This is a genomic window from Blautia sp. AF14-40 (assembly GCF_003479665.1).
In the GTDB taxonomy this organism is placed as follows: domain Bacteria; phylum Bacillota; class Clostridia; order Lachnospirales; family Lachnospiraceae; genus Fusicatenibacter; species Fusicatenibacter saccharivorans.
Genome location: NZ_QUHK01000010.1, coordinates 13,521 through 34,142, shown reverse-complemented (window position 1 = coordinate 34,142; position 20,622 = coordinate 13,521). Strand labels below are relative to the sequence as shown.

Annotated in this window: 15 protein-coding genes; 12 read left to right on the top strand and 3 right to left on the bottom strand. The window is 47.5% G+C overall.

Annotated features, from left to right (window positions below):
• Positions 1 to 656: 656 nt before the first annotated feature.
• Positions 657 to 1,322, top strand: a complete 666-nt coding sequence (locus tag DWW13_RS09155) for an RluA family pseudouridine synthase (RefSeq protein WP_118719924.1) — start codon at positions 657 to 659, stop codon at positions 1,320 to 1,322.
• Between the two features lie 159 nt (positions 1,323 to 1,481).
• Complete coding sequence (locus tag DWW13_RS09150; protein ID WP_158565876.1) at positions 1,482 to 2,702, top strand: ABC transporter substrate-binding protein; 1,221 nt, start codon at positions 1,482 to 1,484, stop codon at positions 2,700 to 2,702.
• A gap of 77 nt (positions 2,703 to 2,779) precedes the next feature.
• Here DWW13_RS09150 and DWW13_RS09145 read toward each other — a convergent pair whose 3' ends face one another.
• A complete protein-coding gene (locus DWW13_RS09145) occupies positions 2,780 to 3,871 on the bottom strand; it encodes a TM7S3/TM198-like domain-containing protein (protein WP_158565052.1) in 1,092 nt (363 codons plus the stop codon).
• Positions 3,872 to 4,034: 163 nt separating this feature from the next.
• Between DWW13_RS09145 and DWW13_RS09140 the strand changes: the two genes are divergently transcribed.
• From DWW13_RS09140 to DWW13_RS09090, 10 genes are all read left to right on the top strand, one after another.
• Complete coding sequence (locus DWW13_RS09140; RefSeq protein WP_082424871.1) at positions 4,035 to 4,460, top strand: hypothetical protein; 426 nt, start codon at positions 4,035 to 4,037, stop codon at positions 4,458 to 4,460.
• 147 nt (positions 4,461 to 4,607) lie between these two features.
• On the top strand, positions 4,608 to 5,765 hold the full coding sequence (locus DWW13_RS09135) for a class I SAM-dependent methyltransferase (RefSeq protein WP_118719920.1): 1,158 nt from the start codon (positions 4,608 to 4,610) through the stop codon (positions 5,763 to 5,765).
• Positions 5,765 to 8,233 carry a hypothetical protein gene (locus tag DWW13_RS09130; RefSeq protein WP_118719918.1) on the top strand — a complete coding sequence of 823 codons (2,469 nt, stop codon included), beginning with the start codon at positions 5,765 to 5,767 and terminating at the stop codon, positions 8,231 to 8,233. The genes DWW13_RS09135 and DWW13_RS09130 overlap by 1 nt, the downstream gene beginning before the upstream one ends.
• A 76-nt stretch (positions 8,234 to 8,309) precedes the next feature.
• Positions 8,310 to 9,701 (top strand): asparagine--tRNA ligase, encoded by a 1,392-nt coding sequence (gene asnS, locus DWW13_RS09125; protein WP_118719916.1) that lies wholly within the window; start codon positions 8,310 to 8,312, stop codon positions 9,699 to 9,701.
• 129 nt (positions 9,702 to 9,830) lie between these two features.
• The gene (locus tag DWW13_RS09120) at positions 9,831 to 10,895 is read left to right on the top strand and encodes a metallophosphoesterase family protein (protein WP_118640938.1); all 1,065 of its coding nucleotides are present in this window, start codon (positions 9,831 to 9,833) and stop codon (positions 10,893 to 10,895) included.
• Positions 10,896 to 10,921: 26 nt separating this feature from the next.
• Positions 10,922 to 12,454, top strand: coding sequence for an ATP-binding protein (locus tag DWW13_RS09115; RefSeq protein WP_117509938.1), 1,533 nt, complete (start codon positions 10,922 to 10,924; stop codon positions 12,452 to 12,454).
• A 60-nt stretch (positions 12,455 to 12,514) separates the two neighbouring features.
• Complete coding sequence (locus DWW13_RS09110) at positions 12,515 to 13,345, top strand: deoxyribonuclease IV (RefSeq protein ID WP_117813516.1); 831 nt, start codon at positions 12,515 to 12,517, stop codon at positions 13,343 to 13,345.
• Positions 13,346 to 13,364: 19 nt separating this feature from the next.
• Positions 13,365 to 14,777, top strand: coding sequence for a 23S rRNA (uracil(1939)-C(5))-methyltransferase RlmD (gene rlmD / locus DWW13_RS09105; protein ID WP_118659478.1), 1,413 nt, complete (start codon positions 13,365 to 13,367; stop codon positions 14,775 to 14,777).
• A gap of 316 nt (positions 14,778 to 15,093) precedes the next feature.
• Positions 15,094 to 18,519, top strand: a complete 3,426-nt coding sequence (locus DWW13_RS09095; protein ID WP_118601538.1) for an AAA domain-containing protein — start codon at positions 15,094 to 15,096, stop codon at positions 18,517 to 18,519.
• A gap of 53 nt (positions 18,520 to 18,572) precedes the next feature.
• Complete coding sequence (locus DWW13_RS09090; protein ID WP_055265578.1) at positions 18,573 to 19,592, top strand: virulence RhuM family protein; 1,020 nt, start codon at positions 18,573 to 18,575, stop codon at positions 19,590 to 19,592.
• 297 nt (positions 19,593 to 19,889) lie between these two features.
• Here the strand turns inward: DWW13_RS09090 and DWW13_RS20165 are convergent, their stop codons facing one another.
• The gene (locus DWW13_RS20165; protein WP_055265580.1) at positions 19,890 to 20,243 is read right to left on the bottom strand and encodes a DUF4143 domain-containing protein; all 354 of its coding nucleotides are present in this window, start codon (positions 20,241 to 20,243) and stop codon (positions 19,890 to 19,892) included.
• Complete coding sequence (locus DWW13_RS20160) at positions 20,240 to 20,446, bottom strand: hypothetical protein (protein ID WP_416388128.1); 207 nt, start codon at positions 20,444 to 20,446, stop codon at positions 20,240 to 20,242. Before DWW13_RS20160 ends, DWW13_RS20165 begins: the two co-directional genes overlap by 4 nt.
• Positions 20,447 to 20,622: the final 176 nt, after the last annotated feature.

Here is a 20,622-nt window from a genome sequence, read left to right as displayed (position 1 = left end):
AGGTACAAAGAGAAAGACTTGGGACCCCCTTTTCAAGAGAACAAACCATTTTCATAGAAAGAGACGAGAAATCTTCTATAGAAGAATGGAAAAAAAGGGAAAAGGAAGATGTTCTTAAGATGAGAGACTTCCGAAAGGAAAGAAAACCTGAGATAAAGATCCATACAAAAGAAGTTCGAAAGAAAACCTTTTGATAAACATGAGATCAGAGCAGATCTTAGGAAATCCTAAGGAAAAGATTTTCGGAGTGGAAATCTTAACCGCAAAGGAAAAGCCTCTGAAAAAGAACATCTTCCCGAAAAAAAGAAAATCTACAACAGGGAAATGGAAGAGAAACGATCTTTGAAATATCAAACGAAAGCGAAAACAAAGATCACAGATCGGTAAAGAAAGAAAACCAGTGAAAATCCTTGAAAGTAGAGAAAAAACTGAATATGGAAAATAAAGAAAAAGCGGTCGCTGTATCAGAAAAAATGATTGGTATGGCGATCGCTTTCTGTGTTGTGTAATTCGTCCGCCGGGCATGTTTTTCTTGACAGATGCGGCGGAAATGGTGCATACTTCTTAAAGCATAACAGCGGAGAAATCCGTGTATCGAAAATAAGAAGTCAGAACAGGAGAAGAAAGTGGCTGGATTTTGCAGAGAAGATATTTTAATGGAAGATAACGATATTCTTGTTGTTCACAAGCACGCGGGTATGGCAGTGCAGAATGCGCGGATGGGACAGATGGATCTGGAGCATGCGCTGCTGAATTATTTGGCGAAGCAGGCAAGGGCGGAAACACCGGGTCAGGCGCGGACTCAGATTCCATATCTGGCGGTCGTTCACCGGCTCGATCAGCCGGTTGAGGGCGTGCTGGTGTTTGCGAAAAACAAAGACGCCGCAGGAAAACTGGGACGGCAGGTGAAGGACGGGACGATGAAGAAAGAGTATCTCGCCGTCTGTGAGGGAAAAATCGAAAAACAGGGCGTGCAGAAGTTTGAGGATTTCCTTGTAAAAGACGGACGGAGCAACACATCCCGCGTCGTACAGCCAGGCACCGCCGGAGCGAAAAAAGCGGTGCTGGAATATGAAGTGATAAGGACACAGGAGAACCGAACCCTGGTGCGGATCCACCTCGGAACGGGCCGCCACCACCAGATCCGCGTCCAGTTTTCCCATGCGGGATATCCGCTGGCGGGGGATGCAAAATATGGGGCGAAAGAGAAAGGATCTCTGGCGCTGTGCGCGCATCATCTCGAGCTGGAGCATCCGCGGACGGGCAAACGGCTTTCGTTTACCGTAAAACCAGAAGGTGAAATCTTCCACAGCTTTGTGTAACTATTCAGAGCTATGTGAAATTGCAAAAAAGTTCAGAAAATCATAAGAAAACAGGACTGGACTATTTTTACGGTTTGTGTATAATAGAGAAAGGTTATGTAACAAAACTGTAAAAAGTAATGGAAAATGATTCATCAGGCAAAGCAGAAAGGGAGAATTATGAAACGCAGAATGATTGCAGTACTGCTTTCCGGAATCCTGCTGTGCTCGGCAGCTGGATGCGGAAAAGAAGCAGTGACAGACAAGAGCACCGCAGCATCGTCGTCTCAGGAAGTGACAGAAACTCCGGCGGCAGAAGAAAGCCCGGAGGCCTCATCGTCCAGCGCAGATTCTACAGCAGAGTCAGCCAGTGCATCCACATCTTCTGAAAGCTCTGGAGATGAAGGAAAAGAAGCAGACAAAAAACGAATAGAAATCACCGTTCCGCACAAAGACGGCATGGAAGCATTGTACGACACCGTGGATGGACTTACCGTTGAAAAAGGCTCTTACATCGCCGTGGTTGCAAAAGACTTAAGTGCCGGTTTCTGGAAAGCCGTAAAAGCCGGTGCACAGCAGGCGCTTGACGATCTGAACGCCTCGCTTGGCTACACCGGAAACGACAAAGTTTATATGACATTTGAAGGCCCGGAAAATGAAAGTGACACCAACTCTCAGATCAATATCATCGACTCTGTCATTTCGGAAAATCCGGACGCGCTGATCCTTGGCATCATTGACCAGCAGTCGGGACAGGCACAGATGGAAGAGGCTTCCGACAGCCAGATTCCGGTCGTCATCGCGGATTCCGGTATCGAGAGTGATCTGATCACCTCGACATGTGCGACTGATCACGCAGCGGCAGCAAAGCTTGCGGCAGATCATCTCTGCGAGGCCATCGGCAACAGCGGAGAGGTTGCGATTGTTGCACATCAGTACAACACCGAGAGCAGCGTAGAGCGCGTGGAAGCATTTAAAAAAGAGATCGAAGAAAAATATACCGATGTGAAAGTGGTTCAGGTGAATTACGGAGATGGAGAAGAATCCATCGCGGACATGCTGAAAAATACACTTGAAACCTACCCGGCTCTGAAGGGCATCTTCTGTACGAACGAAGACATGGCAGACCAGACGCTGGATGCGCTGGCAGATATGGAAAATACTGAGCAGATTCAGATTGTCGGTTTTGATTCCGGTGAAAAACAGCAGAAAGCGATCCAGGAGGGACGCGAGTACGGTACCGTAACGCAGAATCCGTACGGTCTTGGCTATGCGGCAATCGTGGCGGCCGTCCGCGCGATTCAGGGACTTCCGGTAGATCAGAAGATCGATACGGGATATCAGTGGCTCGACAAAGACACGATCGATCTGGAGACAAATCAGAAGTATCTTTATAACTGAAAATCAGGATAAAAAATGAACCCGGCAGACAAGGGAATGTTCCTTTGCCTGCCGGGTTTTCTGCGCTGCAGTGCGGATTACGAGTTCTGATCGTCTTCGTAAATTCTCTGTACCTCTTCGGAAATCTGCTGCCGGATCGCGGAGAGATCGACATCCGGGATGCCGTCCTCGGTGATCTGCGGTTTGGAAGGAGAGGTATACGGCTTCGTGTCGCCCATGGAAGCTTTTGGGGATGTTTCTTCTTCGTCAAACTCCTCCGGAGCGGCCGGTTTTGCGGATGGCCGGCGGCGGATGATTTTCGGAAGATCTTTCTCATCGTCGTCATCGTCAGGTTCTTCCGGAACAAAACGGAAATCGTACATGGTGTTCTGCGAAACACGGGTACGGTTCGACGGTTTCTGATAGCTGCGGTACGGATCTCTTGCGTTGCCGGAAGAAGAGGAAGAGGAGCCGCGGCGTTTCTTTTTCTTCTTTCTGGATGGAAGAGGGTCGAAACCGGATCTGCGCTTCCGTCTGGCGCGCGCTTTTGCACGGTGTTCGCGTTCTTCTTCGTCGTCATCCTCCCAGTAGTCCGCCTCTTTCCACGGTTTAAACTGGAAGAGCATGCCTGCTGCGGCGAGAATGGCAGAGACAATCCAGAACATCATGTTCAGATCGAGGTCCTTGAAGAAATATGCCATGCGGATCGTCGTGAGGGCGCCGCAGATGGAGGTGACCAGGATTACGGAAATGCGTTCGAACGGAACGCAGATCAGGCTGATCACGAAAGCGACGAGGGCGACGAGTCCATAACCTGTGATATCGTTTGGATTAACGAGATGCCAGAGGCAAAAGCCGACGAGCCCGCAGATCAGAAGAAAAAGTCCGATCCGGTAGAGGACGAAGGCAATGATTGCGGTCAGAAGACCGGTGCCGACGGCAAGCGCCAGGGTGATCGTCGTGGTCTGATTCGTGTAGGTACCCGCTGCATAACCAGCGGCCGCGCCGAGAAAAAATCCGGGAATGACGCTCCAGAGTTTGCGGAGCGCATAGCCGAAGAAACAGTTCAGCAGGGCAAAAACAATCACAATCAGAAGAAGCTGCTGCTGGTAAACACCCATGACGTCCCGGACTTTATCGAGACCGCCAAGCAGCGTGTTGATGTTGAAAGCTTGCATATTCAGATTCATGATATTCACTCCTATATGATGTATCGGAAAAATAGATACAGGTTGTATTTTAGTACGGAACGGCGGTTTTGGCAAGTGAAATTGTGTTTGAGATCTGGGAAACGGCAGAATGGCGGCGGTGTGCATATGGTATAAGGAAGAGCAAAAAGGAAATAAAACAGGCATGAATCAGGATAGAGTGTATGAAAATAGAAGAAATTCCTATCAGGGAAATCCGATGGAGCGGCCGGAGCCGTTTTTTGCGGCACAGCCCTTATGGGGAAGAAGTATGGAGGAGCAGCAGGAAGCGCGGGAACGGCAGCGGATGCAGTCGTATTATTCCCGGACGGCATCTGATCTGCAGCGGCTGGTGGAGGCAGAGTGTGACCGCATGGATTACCGCGGCAGCATGATGTACGACGAATTCCCGGACCGGCTCATGATGGAGCACACCTGCCGGAATATCGCACGTCAGTACGGCAGGGAAAACGGCGGGAAGGATGAGAAAACGGCAGAAGAGGAACTGCTCGATTTGATCGGCGTTCTTTTTTATAATGAAATGTTCCGGAGGCGGAGCAGGAGGAAACATTATTACAATCTGTGGCTTTAAACTGCGCCATAAAGTAATAAGAGGGTAACACATTTTTAATAATTTTTCTGTTGTGGTTTTGCGGAAAACAGATTACAATATTAGCGAGGTTGTAAGGGGCTTTATTACACATGTTTACAAACGATTCAGGAAGTTTGGAGAGTATAAATGGAATTACAGAAATTATTACAGGATGAAATCCGGGAAGGGCTGTATCGTATCACGATCAGCGGCCCAAGAGGGGACAGTGAAGTGTCCAAAGTGAGAATACGCCCGGTTGAAATAAAAGGAAAACTGCTCTTTCAGTGCCAGGAGACTGTCGGCACGAAGGAGTTTCATAAAAATATGACAAAAGACGACGTGATCACCCGGATCAGCGACTGGATGAACGGAACCTTCAAGCAGATGCAGCTCGAATCCGACACCTGCACAGTATCCGTTCTGGTCAGCAAAAAGGGAACGATGACGATCAAAAAGAAACCGCATATGAAAGGAACCGGCAAACCCGTCAATCTGGCGCACAACCGGAAGAAACGGTATATTCTGGAAGAAGGAATCCCGGTTCCTTTTTTACAGGATCTCGGTGTTATGACAAAAGAAGGCAAAATCGTGCGGACCCGCTACGACAAGTTCCGCCAGATCAACCGCTTTCTGGAGTTCATCGAAGATATCCTGCCGCAGCTCCCATCGGACCGCGAGATCACGATTCTCGATTTCGGCTGCGGAAAATCGTATCTGACGTTTGCGATGTATTATTACTTCCGCGAACTGAAAAAACTGGATGTCAATATCATCGGACTTGACTTGAAAGAGGATGTCATCGCGATCTGCAACGGACTGGCGGAGAAATACGGCTATGAAAAGCTGCATTTCTATCAGGGTGACATCGCTTCTTATACCGGCCGCGACGAGGTCGATATGGTGGTGACGCTGCACGCGTGCGACACGGCGACTGACTATGCGCTGGAAAAGGCCGTCAAATGGAATGCAAAAGTTATTCTTTCCGTTCCGTGCTGCCAGCATGAGCTGAACCGCCAGATTGCAAACAAAGAACTGTATCCGATCATGGATTACGGCATCTTAAAAGAGCGCATGGCGGCGCTTCTGACCGACGGAATCCGGGCAAAGCTTCTGGAGAATGCAGGCTATGAGACACAGATTCTTGAGTTCATCGACATGGAGCACACGCCGAAGAACCTTCTGATCCGCGCGGTAAAACGCCAGGAAGGCTCGAAAAAACTGCCGGAAGAACTGAAAGTGTGCATGGAAGCGTACCATGTGAAGCCGACACTGGCAGACCTCCTCACAGAAAAGGAGGAGCCGTGATGAATAAAAGAGCAGCAAGGATTCTGATCCTTTTTCTTGTTTTTGCCGCATCAGTCGGTGTGTTCACACACCTGATGAGCCACGAGACGACGGAGAATGCGACCGATCTGGACGCAGCGAGTCTTCCGGTGCTGTACATGAAGACCGCGGACACGACAGTGAACCGCATGTACGGATACCGCCAGGAGATGAACGGCGTAACGACAAGAGAAAACCTGACACCGCTGCCGATGGACCGTTCGCTTACGCTTGAAATTGATGCGAAGGGACAGAAAATTATAAACGTGACCTATACGGTGGAAAGCACAGACGGCGGAGCGCTGATTGAAAACTCGGTGCTGAAATCGTTTGACGAGGACGGAAGCTATCTGAAAGCAGACTTCCAGTTAGAGACCGCGATTCTGATGAATCAGGAATATACGCTGAAGCTCGAGGTTGCCTACGGAAACGGCCAGTCTGCCTGGTATTACACCCGCATTGTACAGCGCAACGGCGTGGAGGTCGGCGATTATCTGGCCTACACGCAGATGTTTGCGCAGACATGCCTGGATAAAACGCAGGCGGAAGCGCTCGTTCCGCAGCTTGAGCCGGATGAGACGGGGGATAATTCTTCGTTCCTCAATGTCAACATTCATTCCAGCCTCGACCAGATTTCCTGGGGAAGCCTCGCACCGACGATCGTACAGCAGCCGGTGCAGCAGATCAAAGAAGCGAATGAGACGACGACCAGCATCAAACAGGAGTACATGATCAGTGCGCAGGATGAGAACGGACAGACGGAGTATTATACCGTAAGCGAGTTCTACCGGATGCGAGAGTCCGACGGAGAGATTATTCTGCTGGACTTCGAGCGGAGCGCACAGCAGATCTTTGATCCGGAGCTTGGTGTTCTGACGAAATCCGGCATTAACCTCGGTGTGACCGGCGAGGATACCAAGTATGTGACGAATACGGCAGGTGATATTGTCGCATTTGTAGTAAACGGTGATCTCTGGTGCTACAACCGCAGCGCCAACAAGACGATCCGCGTTTTCAGCTTCCGTGAGAACGGCAGCATGGATGACCGGGAACAGCACGGAGAGCATGATGTCAACATTGTACGTGTGGATGATGCGGGCGATGTGACGTTTGTTGTTTATGGCTATATGAACCGCGGAAACCACGAGGGTGAAGTGGGAGCAGCCGTTTACTATTATCGCGCCGAGCGGAATGTGGCAACCGAGGAGATTTTCGTTCCGGCGGATATTTCCTACGAGATGCTGAAAAAACAGCTCGACCGCCTCTCCTACGTCAACAAGCAGAGAGAGATGTATCTCTATCTGAATGAGAACCTGTGTAAGGTAGATATTGAAACCGGCACGACGACGGTGGTCCGGGAAAGTATCCCGGAGGACTGCTTTGTAGTATCGGAAAGCCAGGAGAGCATCGCGTGGATGGATGCGGACAATGCAAGCAGTGCGATGAACATCACCGTGATGAATCTGGAGAGCGGGGAAACGCAGCGCTTTGCGGCGGATGACGGACAGAAGATCCGGGCACTTGGCTTTATCAATGAAGACTTTGTCTATGGTATGGCAAACGACAGCGATATTTTAAAAGATATTTCCGGCAATGAAGTTTTCGCTATGCATACGGTGCGGATTGTCAGCATCGACGGAACCGTGAAAAAAGAGTATCACCAGGACGGCTATTATGTGACAGGCGTGTCGATTTCGGACGGCCTTCTGGAGCTGGACCGCGTGGTACGCCAGGAAAACGGCTATGCGGATGCGCCGGAGGATCACATCATGAACGGCGAGCAGCAGAGCCAGGAACTGGTGACGGGCCGCCTGGCAACGGTGGACGACAGAAGAGAGCAGCAGTTCCTTCTGGAATTCTCGACGAGCGGCAAAACACAGTCGCTTCTGACACTGACACCGAAATATATCTATTCAACCTTACGGACCGATCTTACGATGTCGTACGACACGGGCAGCGCAGATCTTTACTATGTATATGGAAAAGGAAAACTGATCGCCATTTTAAGCTCCCCGGCCGAGGCCGTACAGCTTGCCGATGAGAATGTCGGCGTTGTGCTGAACAGCAGCCAGTCCTATGTGTGGGAGCGCGGAAACCGCCAGCAGGGCATGCGCCTCGACGAGACAACGATGCCGTCGGGATTTCAGAGTGCATCTCTGGACGAAAACGTGCTGAAGGAGTCACTCGGTGATGATTACGAACTGCTGAACCTGACGGGCTGCACAAGAGAAGAAATTCTCTACATGATCAGCAGCGGCTACGGCGTTGTTGTAAAGACCGGCGCGAACGAGAGTCTGCTTCTGACTGGATACGATATTTTTGGAAATTCCTGGCTGTATAACCCGGCAACGGGCGAGACAACTGCACTTTCTGACGATGACAGCGATGCATTGTTCGCACAGAACGGCAATGTCTTCATCAGTTATATTAAAAAAGTAAAGATCGAGTGATTTGCGGGGTTTTCTAATGACGCAAAAAGTGCTAGAATAAAGAAAGCACTATGAATATTTAGGGAGAAAAAAGACAATGAAACTTACAACCATCCGAGAGATTTATAAAAACCGGGAAGTATACCTGGACAAAGAAGTAACCGTAGGCGGCTGGGTGCGCAGCGTACGTGATTCCAAAACCTTTGGTTTCATCGTTCTGCATGACGGAAGCTATTTCGAAACCCTGCAGATCGTATACCACGATGAGATGGAAAACTTCGCTGAGATTTCCAAAATGAACGTCGGCGCAGCCATCATCGTAAAAGGTACCCTCGTTGCTACCCCGCAGGCAAAACAGCCGTTTGAGATTCAGGCGGCAGAAATTACCGTAGAGGGCGTTTCCGCACCGGATTACCCGCTGCAGAAAAAACGCCACTCCATGGAATACCTTCGTACCATTTCCCATCTGCGTCCGAGAACCAACACCTTCCAGGCAGTATTCCGTGTTCGTTCCCTCTGCGCCTATGCGATCCATCAGTTCTTCCAGGAGAGAGACTTCGTTTATGTCAACACCCCGCTGATCACCGGCAGCGACTGCGAGGGAGCCGGCGAGATGTTCCAGGTAACCACCATGGATCTTGACAATATTCCGAAAACCGAGGACGGCGCTGTTGATTTCACACAGGACTTCTTCGGAAAGAAGACAAGCCTTACCGTAAGCGGACAGTTAAACGGCGAGACCTTTGCACAGGCATTCCGCAATATCTACACCTTCGGACCGACTTTCCGTGCAGAAAATTCCAACACCACCCGCCATGCAGCAGAGTTCTGGATGATCGAGCCGGAAATCGCTTTCGCTGATCTGGAGGACGATATGGAGCTTGCTGAGGCAATGCTGAAATATGTCATCCGCTACGTTATGGAGCATGCACCGGAAGAAATGCAGTTCTTCAACAGTTTCGTGGACAAGGGACTGATCGAGCGTCTGAACCATGTCGTAAATTCTGAGTTCGGCCGTGTAACCTACACCGAGGCTATCGAGCTTCTGGAGAAAAACAACGACAAATTCGATTACAAAGTATACTGGGGATGCGATCTGCAGACCGAGCATGAGCGTTATCTGACCGAGCAGATCTTCAAGAGACCGGTTTTCGTTACCGATTATCCGAAGGAGATCAAAGCGTTCTACATGAAGCTGAACGATGACAACAAGACCGTTGCCGCTATGGACTGTCTGGTTCCTGGCATCGGAGAGATCATCGGCGGAAGCCAGCGTGAGGACGACTACGAGAAACTGCTTGGCCGTATGAAAGAGCTGGGACTTGCTGAGGAAGATTACGGATTCTATCTGGACCTCAGAAAATATGGTTCTACCCACCATGCAGGATTCGGACTGGGATTTGAAAGATGCGTCATGTATCTGACCGGAATGGGCAATATCCGCGACGTCATCCCGTTCCCGAGAACAGTAAACAACTGCGAGCTGTAATTACGAAAAGTGATATAGAAACTTAAAAAATACGGATGCCGGGTGCAGTGGAATCCAATGTGGATTTGGTGCACCTGACGTCCGTATTGTAGTAATAGAGAAAATGAATCCAGAAAGGGGTATGCGCCTATGCGGTTTATTCATATTGCGGATGTGCATCTCGGCATGCAGCCGGATGCGGGATTTCCCTGGAGCGAGGAGCGAGGGGAGGCCATCTGGGAGAGCTTCCGGCGGATCATCCGCCTGGCCGGTCGGGAAAAGACGGACTTTCTGCTGATTGCGGGAGATCTGTTTCAGTGCCAGCCGCTTCTGCGGGAACTGAAAGAGGTTAATGATCTCTTTGCTTCCATCCCGGAGACGATCGTCGTGCTGATTGCCGGAAACCACGATTATGTGAAGCGGGAGAGCTTTTACCGCGGTTTCGACTGGGCAGACAACGTGGTAATGCTCCTGTCGCCGGAGCCGGAGTGTGTTGAAGTCCCGGAGAAGAAGACGGCGGTGTACGGATGCAGTTACGACAAAAAAGAGATTCTGGAAAACCGGCTGGACGGCGTGCGGCCGGAGGGAAAAATGAAATATCATCTGCTGCTCGCGCACGGCGGCGATGCCCGCCACATGCCGTGGAATCCGGGCCGCATGGCGCAGGCTGGGTTTGATTATATTGCGTGCGGGCACATTCATAAGCCGGGGATTCTTATTCCCGACAAAATGGCATACGCAGGCGCACTCGAACCGACGGATGAGACGCAGTTGGGGCCGCACGGCTACATCCGCGGAACGGTGGACGAGCACGGCACGCGGATTCAGTTTGTGCCGTTTGCCAGATATGAGTACGAAGATCTGGTGTTGAACGTGACGGAGGATCTGACACAGTATGCGCTGGAGACGAAGCTGAAACAGGAGCTGGCGCTGCGGGAGGATGGGAAGATCCGAAAAATCATCCGCCTGAAACTTGTGGGACACCGTGCCGCCGAGCTGGAATTTTCTCCGAAACGGCTGCTGGACTGCGGCAGAGTCATCTCCGTGGAGGATGAAACACGTCCGGCGTACGATCTGGAACAGCTGAAGAAAACGTATGGCGCTAGTCTGATCAGCGCCTATATTGAAGCGTTTGAAACAAAGACGGATGCGCAGTCACAGAAGGCGCTCGACTATGGTCTCGAGGCGCTGCTGGCGGCACGCAGGAACGGCTGAAAAAAAGATTGCGGGAGGTATAGAAGATGAAAATAGAAAAACTGGAAATCCGCAATTTTGGAAAAATGCAGAACCGCACACTGGAATTTTCCGATGGGATTCAGCTCATCAGCGGGGAAAATGAGAGCGGAAAATCGACCGTCCATACTTTCATCCGCAGCATGCTGTTCGGCATGACACGCGGCCGGGGGCGGGCGGCAAAAAATGATGTCTACAGTCGTTATGAGCCATGGGAAAATCCGGCATACTATGCGGGAGAGATGGTGCTTGAAAGCGGCGGCAAACGGTTCCGCCTGACCCGGAATTTCGGGCGGCAGAACGCCAATGCAAAGCTGGTGTGCCTGACGGACGGCGAGGTGCTCTCCGTGGAGGACGGCGATCTTTCCATGCTGCTCGGCGGTGTCAGTGAGATTGTGTATGATAATACGGCTTCGATCGGGCAGTTAAAAGGCAGAACCGAGGAAGGGCTTGCGGATGAGCTGCGGAACTATATGGCAAATTACCAGGGGAGCAGCGATGGAGAGCTCGATGTGGCGGCGGCGCTGGATCTGCTGAAGCAGAAGAGAAAGCGCCTGGAGCAGGAACAGAAAAAGACGCTGGCGGGACTGGAAAAACGGAAGGAAGAACTTGAGACGAAAATTTCCGTTTTTACGGAGGAGTGCCGTCAGAGCGAGGAGAATCTGCAGCAGGCGAAAGAGCAGATGAAGCGGGATATTTATCAGAAGGATGTGCCGATCGAACGGGTGCGGAAGATGAAAAAAGAATCTCGGAAGAGCCGCAAATGGGGTGCCGCGTGCGTGGCGCTGGCTGGATTTCTCTTGTTCTTATGCATTCTGCAGTTCTTCCATATTGATTCGCTGCTGACGAGAACGGGACTCGGGCTTGCGATTGCGGCGCTCTTGTATCTGGCGTACAGTCTGTTCCGTCACCGGAAAACGGAGGTCGAGCAGGTCGTGACGGAGCCGGAGGAGCAGGCGATCCGCCGCCAGCAGTGGAATGTGGACCGCCTGAAGCAGGAGCTGGGGCAGAAACAGACGGTGCTGTCGAACTTGCAGAGTGAATACGAAGAGCTCTGCATTTCCATGACGGAAAAAGATCATCTGCAGGAAGAACTCGATGCGCTTTCCCTAGCGGGGGAGGCGATCCAGAGTCTCTCCGTACAGATGCAGAGTCGGATCGGCGACCGCTTAAAACAGCAGATGTCAAAAACGCTGTCATCGCTGACGAATGGTCGCTATCTGCAGGTGAATATGGATGAGAATCTGCGGATCGGCCTTCACACCGCAGACGAATATGTGCCGCTTGAACAGGTCAGCCGCGGCACGATCGAGCAGGCGTACTTTGCGCTCCGCATGGCGGCGATGGATGTGCTCTGCGGCGAGGAGGAGCTGCCGGTGATTCTCGATGAATCGTTTGCGTTTTACGATGAAAACCGGCTGAAAGAAACTTTGAAATGGCTGGCGGAAAACCGGACGCAGGTGCTGCTCTTTACGTGTCAGAAGCGGGAGGAGGAAGCACTCTCGGAGATGGGAATTCCGTACCGGAAAATTGTGCTTTAAGTAATGCGGCTCGCAGAGAATCGGTGAGTTGTGGTTTGGAAATAAAGGAGAATAAAAGTTATGCTGACAATAGGATGTCATTTATCATCGTCCAAAGGATATCTTGCCATGGGAAAAGAGGCGGTGTCCATCGGGGCGAATACCTTTCAGTTTTTTACAAGAAACCCGAGAGGAAGCAAGGCGAAAGCCATCGACGAGGCGGATGTCGCAGCGTTTCTTTCTTACAGTAAGGAGCATGGAATCGAGCGCATTTTGGCACATGCGCCGTACACGCTGAATCCGTGCTCGAAGGATGCGCACACGAGAGAGTTTGCATGGATGACGATGGCGGATGATCTGAAACGGATGGAGTATACGCCGGGAAACTGCTACAATTTCCACCCGGGCAGCCATACCGGACAGGGGGCGGAAGAGGGAATCCGTCTGATTTCGGAGATGCTGAATGAAATTTTAAAACCGGAGCAGACGACCACGGTGCTGCTCGAGACGATGGCAGGAAAAGGAACCGAAGTCGGCCGCTCGTTTGAGGAGCTGGCGGCGATTCTGGAGCGCGTGGAATTAAAAGACCACATGGGTGTCTGCCTGGATACGTGCCATGTGTACGATGCGGGATACGATATTGTGGATCACCTCGATGATGTGCTTGAGGGGTTCGACCGCGTGGTAGGACTTTCGAAGCTGAAAGCGGTTCATCTGAACGACAGCAAGAATCCGTTTGAGAGCCATAAGGACCGCCATGAGAAGATCGGCGAGGGATCGCTGGGGCTTGCGGCATTTGAGCGGATTGTGACACATCCGGCGCTGGCGGGACTGCCGTTCTATCTGGAAACACCGAATGAGCTGGACGGATATGCAAAAGAGATCGCGCTGCTGCGCGGGTTTGCGAAATAGAGGAAGAAGGTAAGAGAAAGTGGAAAACACGAGAGAGAAGAATAAAAGAGCTGACGGAAGAAAAAAGACGTATTTCGACAGGGAAAATAAAAAGAAAGCCGTTCGTACAGAGAAAACAAAGAGCGTGGCACCGGAAAAAGGAAAGCAGAAAAAGAGTTCATCATCGTCGAAATGTCCTTATCAGAAAAAATGCGGCGGATGCACATATCTGAACCTCTCCTACGAAGAGCAGCTCGCGAAAAAAGAGCAGTTCCTGAAGAAAACTCTGAAGGGCATCGTCCCGGTCAAAGGCATGGTTGGCATGGAAAATCCTTATCATTACCGGAATAAAGTCAATTCCGCCTTTGCACGCAAAAAAGACGGAACGATCATATCCGGCATTTATGAAAAGGGCACACACAAAGTGGTCCCGGTCGATGAGTGCCTGCTCGAGGATCAGCGTGCCGATGCCATCATCCGCGATATCCGCAGTCTGCTGAAGAGCTTCAAAATCATGATCTACAACGAGGACAGCGGCTACGGCCTCCTGCGCCACGTCATGGTGCGCACCGGCTTTGCTTCCGGCGAGATCATGGTCGTCCTCGTCTGCGTATCACCAGTCTTCCCGTCAAAAAACAACTTCGTAAAGGCCCTGCGCAAACTCCACCCGGAGATCACCACGATCGTACTGAACGTCAACGACCGCACCGACAGCATGGTACTCGGAAAACGCGACATTGTCCTCTTCGGACGCGGTTACATCGAGGATGAACTCTGCGGCTGCACCTTCCGCATCTCCCCGCAGTCCTTCTACCAGGTCAACCCGGTTCAGACGAAAAAACTGTACGAAAAAGCCATCTCCCTGGCCGGCCTCACCGGAAACGAACGCGTCCTGGACGCCTACTGCGGAATCGGAACCATCGGCCTCATCGCATCCCGCGATGCCAGAGAAGTCATCAGCGTCGAACTGAACCCGGACGCCGTCCGCGATGCCGTAACAAACGCCAAACGAAACCAAATCAAAAACGTCTCCTTCTACCAGAACGACGCCGGCGCCTTCATGGTCTCCATGGCCGAAAAAGGCGAAAAAGCCGATGTCGTCTTCATGGACCCGCCAAGAGCCGGCAGTGATGAAGCCTTTCTGTCCTCTGTTGTAACCCTTTCACCGAAAAAAGTGGTCTACGTCTCCTGCAATCCGGAGACATTGGCGAGAGACCTGCGGTATCTGACGAAACACGGATATAAGGCAGAAGAGGCATGGGGGTATGATATGTTCGCGTGGTCGGAGCATGTGGAAAGTATCGTGTTGCTTTCCAAACTTAAATCAAATAAGTTGAAGCATATCAATGTGGAATTAGAGATGGATGAGCTTGATTTGATGGCGGCGGAGAGTAAAGCGATCTATGCGGAAGTCAAGGATTATGTTTCTGAAGCAAAGCGGATTGAAAGTTAGCAACTTGTATATCGCACAGGTGAAGCAGAAATGCGGCATTATTGAGAGGGCAAATTATAACCTGTCAAAATTGGAAAACTCTAGACAGCCGAAGTGTCCGCCAGGGAAAGAAGCGGCTATAAGGGAGGCACTGGAACATTTTCGGATGATATGACGATATCGTAGAAATAGAAGAATCCTTTTTCTTTGACTTGGTTCTTTAAGTCCCTTTGTTAGTTTTGGTTAGTGGGACATAATTTTACATTTGAAGAAACGTGAATACGTATCGGAAGATAGATAGAGAGTTCAAACAGATACGAAGGAGTTTTGTTCATAAATGATAGAAAAAAATAAGATTTTAGAATCATGGATAATGGTGGAACATTTATCGGAGGGAGACATCGGTTTGAATGATAAGGCTATTCTCACTCTGAATGATTTGCAGGAACAGGATTTCTATTCTCTGTTTCTGCATAAAATTGAGAAAAAGAAATGGAATCGACGGCAAAAAGGAGGAGTCGTTGTCTATTTTGATATTTTTAAATTTCAGGAAGTTGTGGACATACTTCATGCAGAGTATGGCTTGGAATCGACGGATGAGGATATTCGTTTCGGAGACAAGTTCAGTTTCGCGCTGTATTTCGATAAGAATCTTAATTTTCTGGAGGATATGACATTCTTTACAGAAAGTGCTTACATACGGAAATTCAAAAAAGTTCCCTATGAGAAAGAGTTTCGGGAATTTGAGAAAGATTTTAAAAATCAGCTTGCTCAGGATTTTGATGAGACAGCAGGGGATTCGGCGAAGTTTAATGCTGCGATGCAAAAGGAACTCCTGCAACATGAGGTTGATATAATAAATTGCCGGATGAAGATTCTGGGAAATATCGAGACTGAAGCGACGAATCTGCATTCTTTTTTCATCGATGATCTGGAAAAAGCAAAAAAAATCGAAACGGTTAATTTGAATGCTTATTTGTATGGAAATAAAAAGGAACGCATGAACCTTGACAGCAAAAAAGATTCAGTGAATTTTCATCCGCATCTGTTTGAACAAATTCTGCAGCCGAAGAATTATCCCCTGGGAAGGTTTCCAAGCAATACGACATATGCGCTTTCTCTGATGCAGCAAGTTGCGGTAAACTTATCCATCGGCTTTGACAACAATCAGATGAGAAGTGTCAACGGTCCGCCTGGAACCGGAAAAACGACGCTTTTGAAGGACATATTTGCGCAGTTAGTGGTACAGCAGGCGTATAGTATTGCGAAACTTTCGGACCATTTTATCAAAGGAACAGAGAAAACAATTTATTTTAATCATGCATCGATTGGAGAGATCCCGGAACATATTATCGAAAATAATATCGTGGTTGCAAGTTCGAATAATGGTGCGGTTCAAAACATTGTGAACGAACTTCCGTTGAGTAAGGAGATTGACAATTTTCTAATCGATGAACTGAAAGAAGCGGACTATTTTTGTGAGATATCGAATGCGAAGGTGTCGGTAGAGTGGTTGGAAGATGAGAACGGGAAGAAAAGAGAGGAACTGGTAAAAGAATCTGTTCCGGGAGAAGAAAAGTTTTGGGGAGTATTTTCACTTGAAGGTGGAAAAGCGAATAATATGAGCAATATCCTCACGAATATGAAGCATATCCACAAATATTTGGAAGAAGATTATCTGCCGAATCAAGGTATATATAAACAATTTCTGAGTCATTATGAGGAAGTAAAAGCGATTCGAACAAAAAGGCAGGAATTTGCAGATAGCGTTCGGATGTATCAGGAATATACTCAAAAGATGGAACAGGTTCGTGGCAGCTATCAAGAAAAATTAGAGAAGAAAGAGCATGAATTGTGCGTAGAACTTAAGAAGCTTGCAGAAAATAAACAGGAATGCGGGCAGCAGTTGGAACAGTTACATCTCAGTTTGAAAGAGGTACAAAACAGGGCAGAAGCTGTCCGAAAAAATATGGACAGTATGAACCAGTGCCTTCAAGTACACAAGGAGCAACGTCCTTGCTTCTTTGCGGGAAAGAAAAAGAAAGAGGAATATAGGAGCAGATTAAATGAGATTACGGATCAGTTAGTAAAATTAAATGATGAAGATATAGAATGCAGGGAACAGGAGAAAAAAATTAATGAAAATATTCATTTGCGGCAAACAAGGCTGAGTAAAAGTAATGAAAAACAGGAGAAGCTTAAGCAGGAGTTTAACAGTTGGAAGACGGTGGAAACAGGTAAAATTTCAAATTTGGAGAAAAGAGTCCGCGAATATGAAAATATAAAAAACGACAGTAAGACAGAACCGCTGAATATGAATCAGGAGTATGAAGATTTACAGATATCAAACCCGTGGTTTGACGAAGCGTATCGTGTCGCACAGTCAAAATTGTTTGTTATGGCATTACGTGTTCGAAAACAATTTCTTTATGAGAACAGAAAAAATGTAAAGGCGGCCATTATCGTCTGGGATCAGCAGGAGAAGTATTTGGATCGAAAGCATGTGATTGAGGCGGCATGGAACTGGATTAATATGACAATTCCGGTGATTAGTTCTACGTTTGCCAGTTTTTCGCGTATGTGCAAAAATCTTGGAGCTGAGACACTGGGGCATCTTTTTATCGATGAAGCAGGACAGGCGCTGCCACAGGCGGCTGTCGGTGCAATCTATCGCAGCAGGCATGTAATGGTGGTCGGTGATCCGTTGCAGATTAAACCGGTTCTTACGTTGGATTCTAATACCCTATATATGTTGGGGGAGCATTTTGGAGTGACAGAAAAATATTTATCTGCATCTGCATCCGCACAGATTTTAGCAGATGCGGCAAGTCAGTACGGGTTTTATCGAAAACAGGACAAGGCGGAGGATTCATGGGTTGGAATTCCGCTATGGGTGCATAGAAGATGTCGGTATCCGATGTTTACAATTTCGAACATGATTTCCTATGACGGATTTATGGTGCAGGGAATGGAAAAGTACGGAAAAGCAGACTGGTTTGATGTTGGTGGAATGGCGAACAATAAATATGTCGAGGAACAGGGAGAATTCCTTTTGCATAAGCTCAAGGAGATGATAGATAAAAATCCGAAAATCTTAGATAAAAAAGAAAAAGATGTGGTTTATGTAATTACACCGTTTTCCAATGTGGCATATCAGCTTTCTCAGAAATTACGGAAAATTCACTTTACCCGATATGATGAACAGGGAAAACCGACAAATGTCGGAACTGTCCATACGTTTCAGGGGAAAGAGGCTCCAATCGTATTTTTTGTACTCGGTGCCGACAGGCAGAGCAGCGGAGCGGCACGCTGGGCAGTAACCGAAGCGAACATAATGAATGTTGCGGCGACGAGGGCCAAAGAGGAGTTTTATATTATTAGTGATAGGAAATTGTATCTTGGGCTTGGGTGTGATGTTGCAACAGATACGGATCGGATTATCAGAGAATATAAAAATCAGTATCTTGTGGATGATCATGCACACAAGAATGGGTTGCGCATGCAGGTTGACGAGACACGGACACTCATTATTGATGCGGATTTTAGACGCATTACAGGAACGGTCAAATATGTTGGAAAGGGAACAGAAAGTTTTTATGCCTATGTAGTTGGTGCTGATGGAAAAGAATATTCCATTACCGAAAGTATTTATTCTAAGACAGAGAGTGCAATAGAAGTGATTCAAAAGGGTAAAAAAATATCTTTTATTCCAGGAGAAGGGAATAAGAAACTATTTGCTACAGAGGTGAAGATAGATGTTTAATTAAGAGAGAGGTTATCGGGAATTTAATGGAACGGTAAAGGGAGGGGTAAAAGATGGAGGATCAAAGAGACAATCCTAATATTATTGGGAGTGAAATCATCATATATCAAACGGAAGATGGATATACAAAAATTGACGTTAAATTTGAAGACGAGACCGTTTGGCTTACACAGGCACAATTATGTGAGTTGTATCAGACAAGTAAATCTAATATCAGCGAGCATATCAAGCATATTTTTGAAGAGGAAGAATTGGATGAAGAGTCAGTTGTTCGGAAATTCCGAACAACTGCAGCTGATGGAAAAAACTATAATACAATTCATTATAATCTTGATATGATTATTTCTCTTGGATATAGAGTGAAATCCAAGATTGCTACAAATTTCCGTCGGTGGGCTGCTGAACGATTAAAAGAGTACATGATAAAAGGCTTTACAATGGATGATGAACGGCTAAAAAATCTGGGTGGGGGTAATTATTGGAAAGAGTTATTAGACCGTATTCGGGATATTCGCTCATCTGAAAAAGTGATGTACCGACAGGTACTTGACCTTTATGCAACAAGTGTTGATTATGATCCCAAGAGTAGTGAATCCATTGCATTTTTTAAAATGGTACAAAATAAATTACACTATGCAGCACATGGACATACAGCAGCAGAAGTTATATACGAGCGTGCGGACGCCAGTCAGCCTTTTATGGGATTAAAAAGTTTTTCTGGTGATTTTCCTGTATTGAAAGATATCAGTATTGCCAAAAATTATCTCAATGATGAAGAGTTAAAGATCCTAAATAATATTGTATCGGGATATTTTGATTTTGCGGAGATTCAAGCTATGCGTCACAATCCCATGCATATGGAAGATTATGTGGAACACCTTGATAATGTTTTGAAAACTACAGGTGAAAAAGTGTTGCAAGGAGCCGGAACGATTAGTCATGCACAGGCAATTGAAAAAGCAACAGAAGAATATCGGAAATATCAGGTGCAGAACTTATCGCCGGTTGAAGAAGAATATTTGGAAAGCATTAAAAATATTCACAGTACAGTAAAGAAAAACAGTAAGAATTAATTTTCATAAAAGAGATTTTTAGAAGTTGGTAAAAATACGAGTTTGGACAATGATGAGTATGTCGAGACGGTCTGTTTGCTGTCAAGAAAATAAAATCAAGTACTGAAAAGTAGCGTATTTCCGAGCTTTTTGTAAGGTTGGTATCATCAGAGAAGCCTTGCGGAAAGCTCGGTTTTATTATATGGAAACATATCTACTTTTTGGTCTGATTGGAGAAAAAGTGGATGGCCGGAAAATTGCGGTAGGGTTTAGGCTGTGGATTAGATGTTAGCATTTCCGGATTTGGTTCATCGTGAATCAGTCGATACAGCGGATGTTTGATAGTTTTTTCCTCGCCACCGGTACCGGTGTATTGATATACATGGACTCTGTGACCTGAACATAAAGTTTGTCATCTACTTTTGTTGCGATAAAATCCACTTCGGAATTATCCACTTTACCAATAGAGACATCATAGTCTCTACGTAGCAGTTCAAAGTAAACAACATTTTCTATTGCATGTCCGCTATCACGATCCCTGAATCCAAGCAGATAGTTTCTAAGTCCGATATCAACGATGTAATACTTTCCAAGAGTACGTAAGAATTCCTTTCCTTTAATATCAAATCTCTTGATGTCATAGAAGAAGTATGCTTCCAGTAGCGCATTCACATAGGCCTGAACAGTGTGAGCGCTTGGAGTTCATAGTGTTCGCCGGTTTTATCAAATGCTTGCTTGCGTGTGCCACCTAACGCATTTTTGGTTTCTCTTATTTCAAAATCATGGAATGTTAAAAATTCAGAGAAGGACAATGGAAGCATCTTTATTTCTACGCATCTGCCTGATAAATAGGTAGCATATTCAGAGGAGAGCATATAAGCATTCGAACCAGTAACATAAATATCGCAATTGAAATCAACATGGAAAGAGTAAGCATAAACTCATGAAAAAAATTAAGTTTATGCACTGAAATGCAGAAACTATTAAAATTTGACAATTTTTGTATTTTACAAGAAGAGAATGCCTCTATCATTGTAGACAGAAGCACCGG

Excerpts from the sequence above, each read along its gene's own strand:
- DWW13_RS09090 (WP_055265578.1), top strand. The coding sequence starts at position 18,573 with ATGGAGGATCAAAGAGACAATCCTAATATTATTGGGAGTGAAATCATC.
- DWW13_RS20160 (WP_416388128.1), bottom strand. The coding sequence starts at position 20,446 with ATGCTCTCCTCTGAATATGCTACCTATTTATCAGGCAGATGCGTAGAA.
- asnS (WP_118719916.1), top strand. The coding sequence starts at position 8,310 with ATGAAACTTACAACCATCCGAGAGATTTATAAAAACCGGGAAGTATAC.
- DWW13_RS09145 (WP_158565052.1), bottom strand. The coding sequence starts at position 3,871 with ATGAATCTGAATATGCAAGCTTTCAACATCAACACGCTGCTTGGCGGT.
- DWW13_RS09120 (WP_118640938.1), top strand. The coding sequence starts at position 9,831 with ATGCGGTTTATTCATATTGCGGATGTGCATCTCGGCATGCAGCCGGAT.
- DWW13_RS09140 (WP_082424871.1), top strand. The coding sequence starts at position 4,035 with ATGAATCAGGATAGAGTGTATGAAAATAGAAGAAATTCCTATCAGGGA.
- DWW13_RS09110 (WP_117813516.1), top strand. The coding sequence starts at position 12,515 with ATGCTGACAATAGGATGTCATTTATCATCGTCCAAAGGATATCTTGCC.
- DWW13_RS09155 (WP_118719924.1), top strand. The coding sequence starts at position 657 with ATGGAAGATAACGATATTCTTGTTGTTCACAAGCACGCGGGTATGGCA.
- DWW13_RS09115 (WP_117509938.1), top strand. The coding sequence starts at position 10,922 with ATGAAAATAGAAAAACTGGAAATCCGCAATTTTGGAAAAATGCAGAAC.
- DWW13_RS09130 (WP_118719918.1), top strand. The coding sequence starts at position 5,765 with ATGAATAAAAGAGCAGCAAGGATTCTGATCCTTTTTCTTGTTTTTGCC.
- DWW13_RS09150 (WP_158565876.1), top strand. The coding sequence starts at position 1,482 with ATGAAACGCAGAATGATTGCAGTACTGCTTTCCGGAATCCTGCTGTGC.
- DWW13_RS09095 (WP_118601538.1), top strand. The coding sequence starts at position 15,094 with ATGATAGAAAAAAATAAGATTTTAGAATCATGGATAATGGTGGAACAT.
- DWW13_RS09135 (WP_118719920.1), top strand. The coding sequence starts at position 4,608 with ATGGAATTACAGAAATTATTACAGGATGAAATCCGGGAAGGGCTGTAT.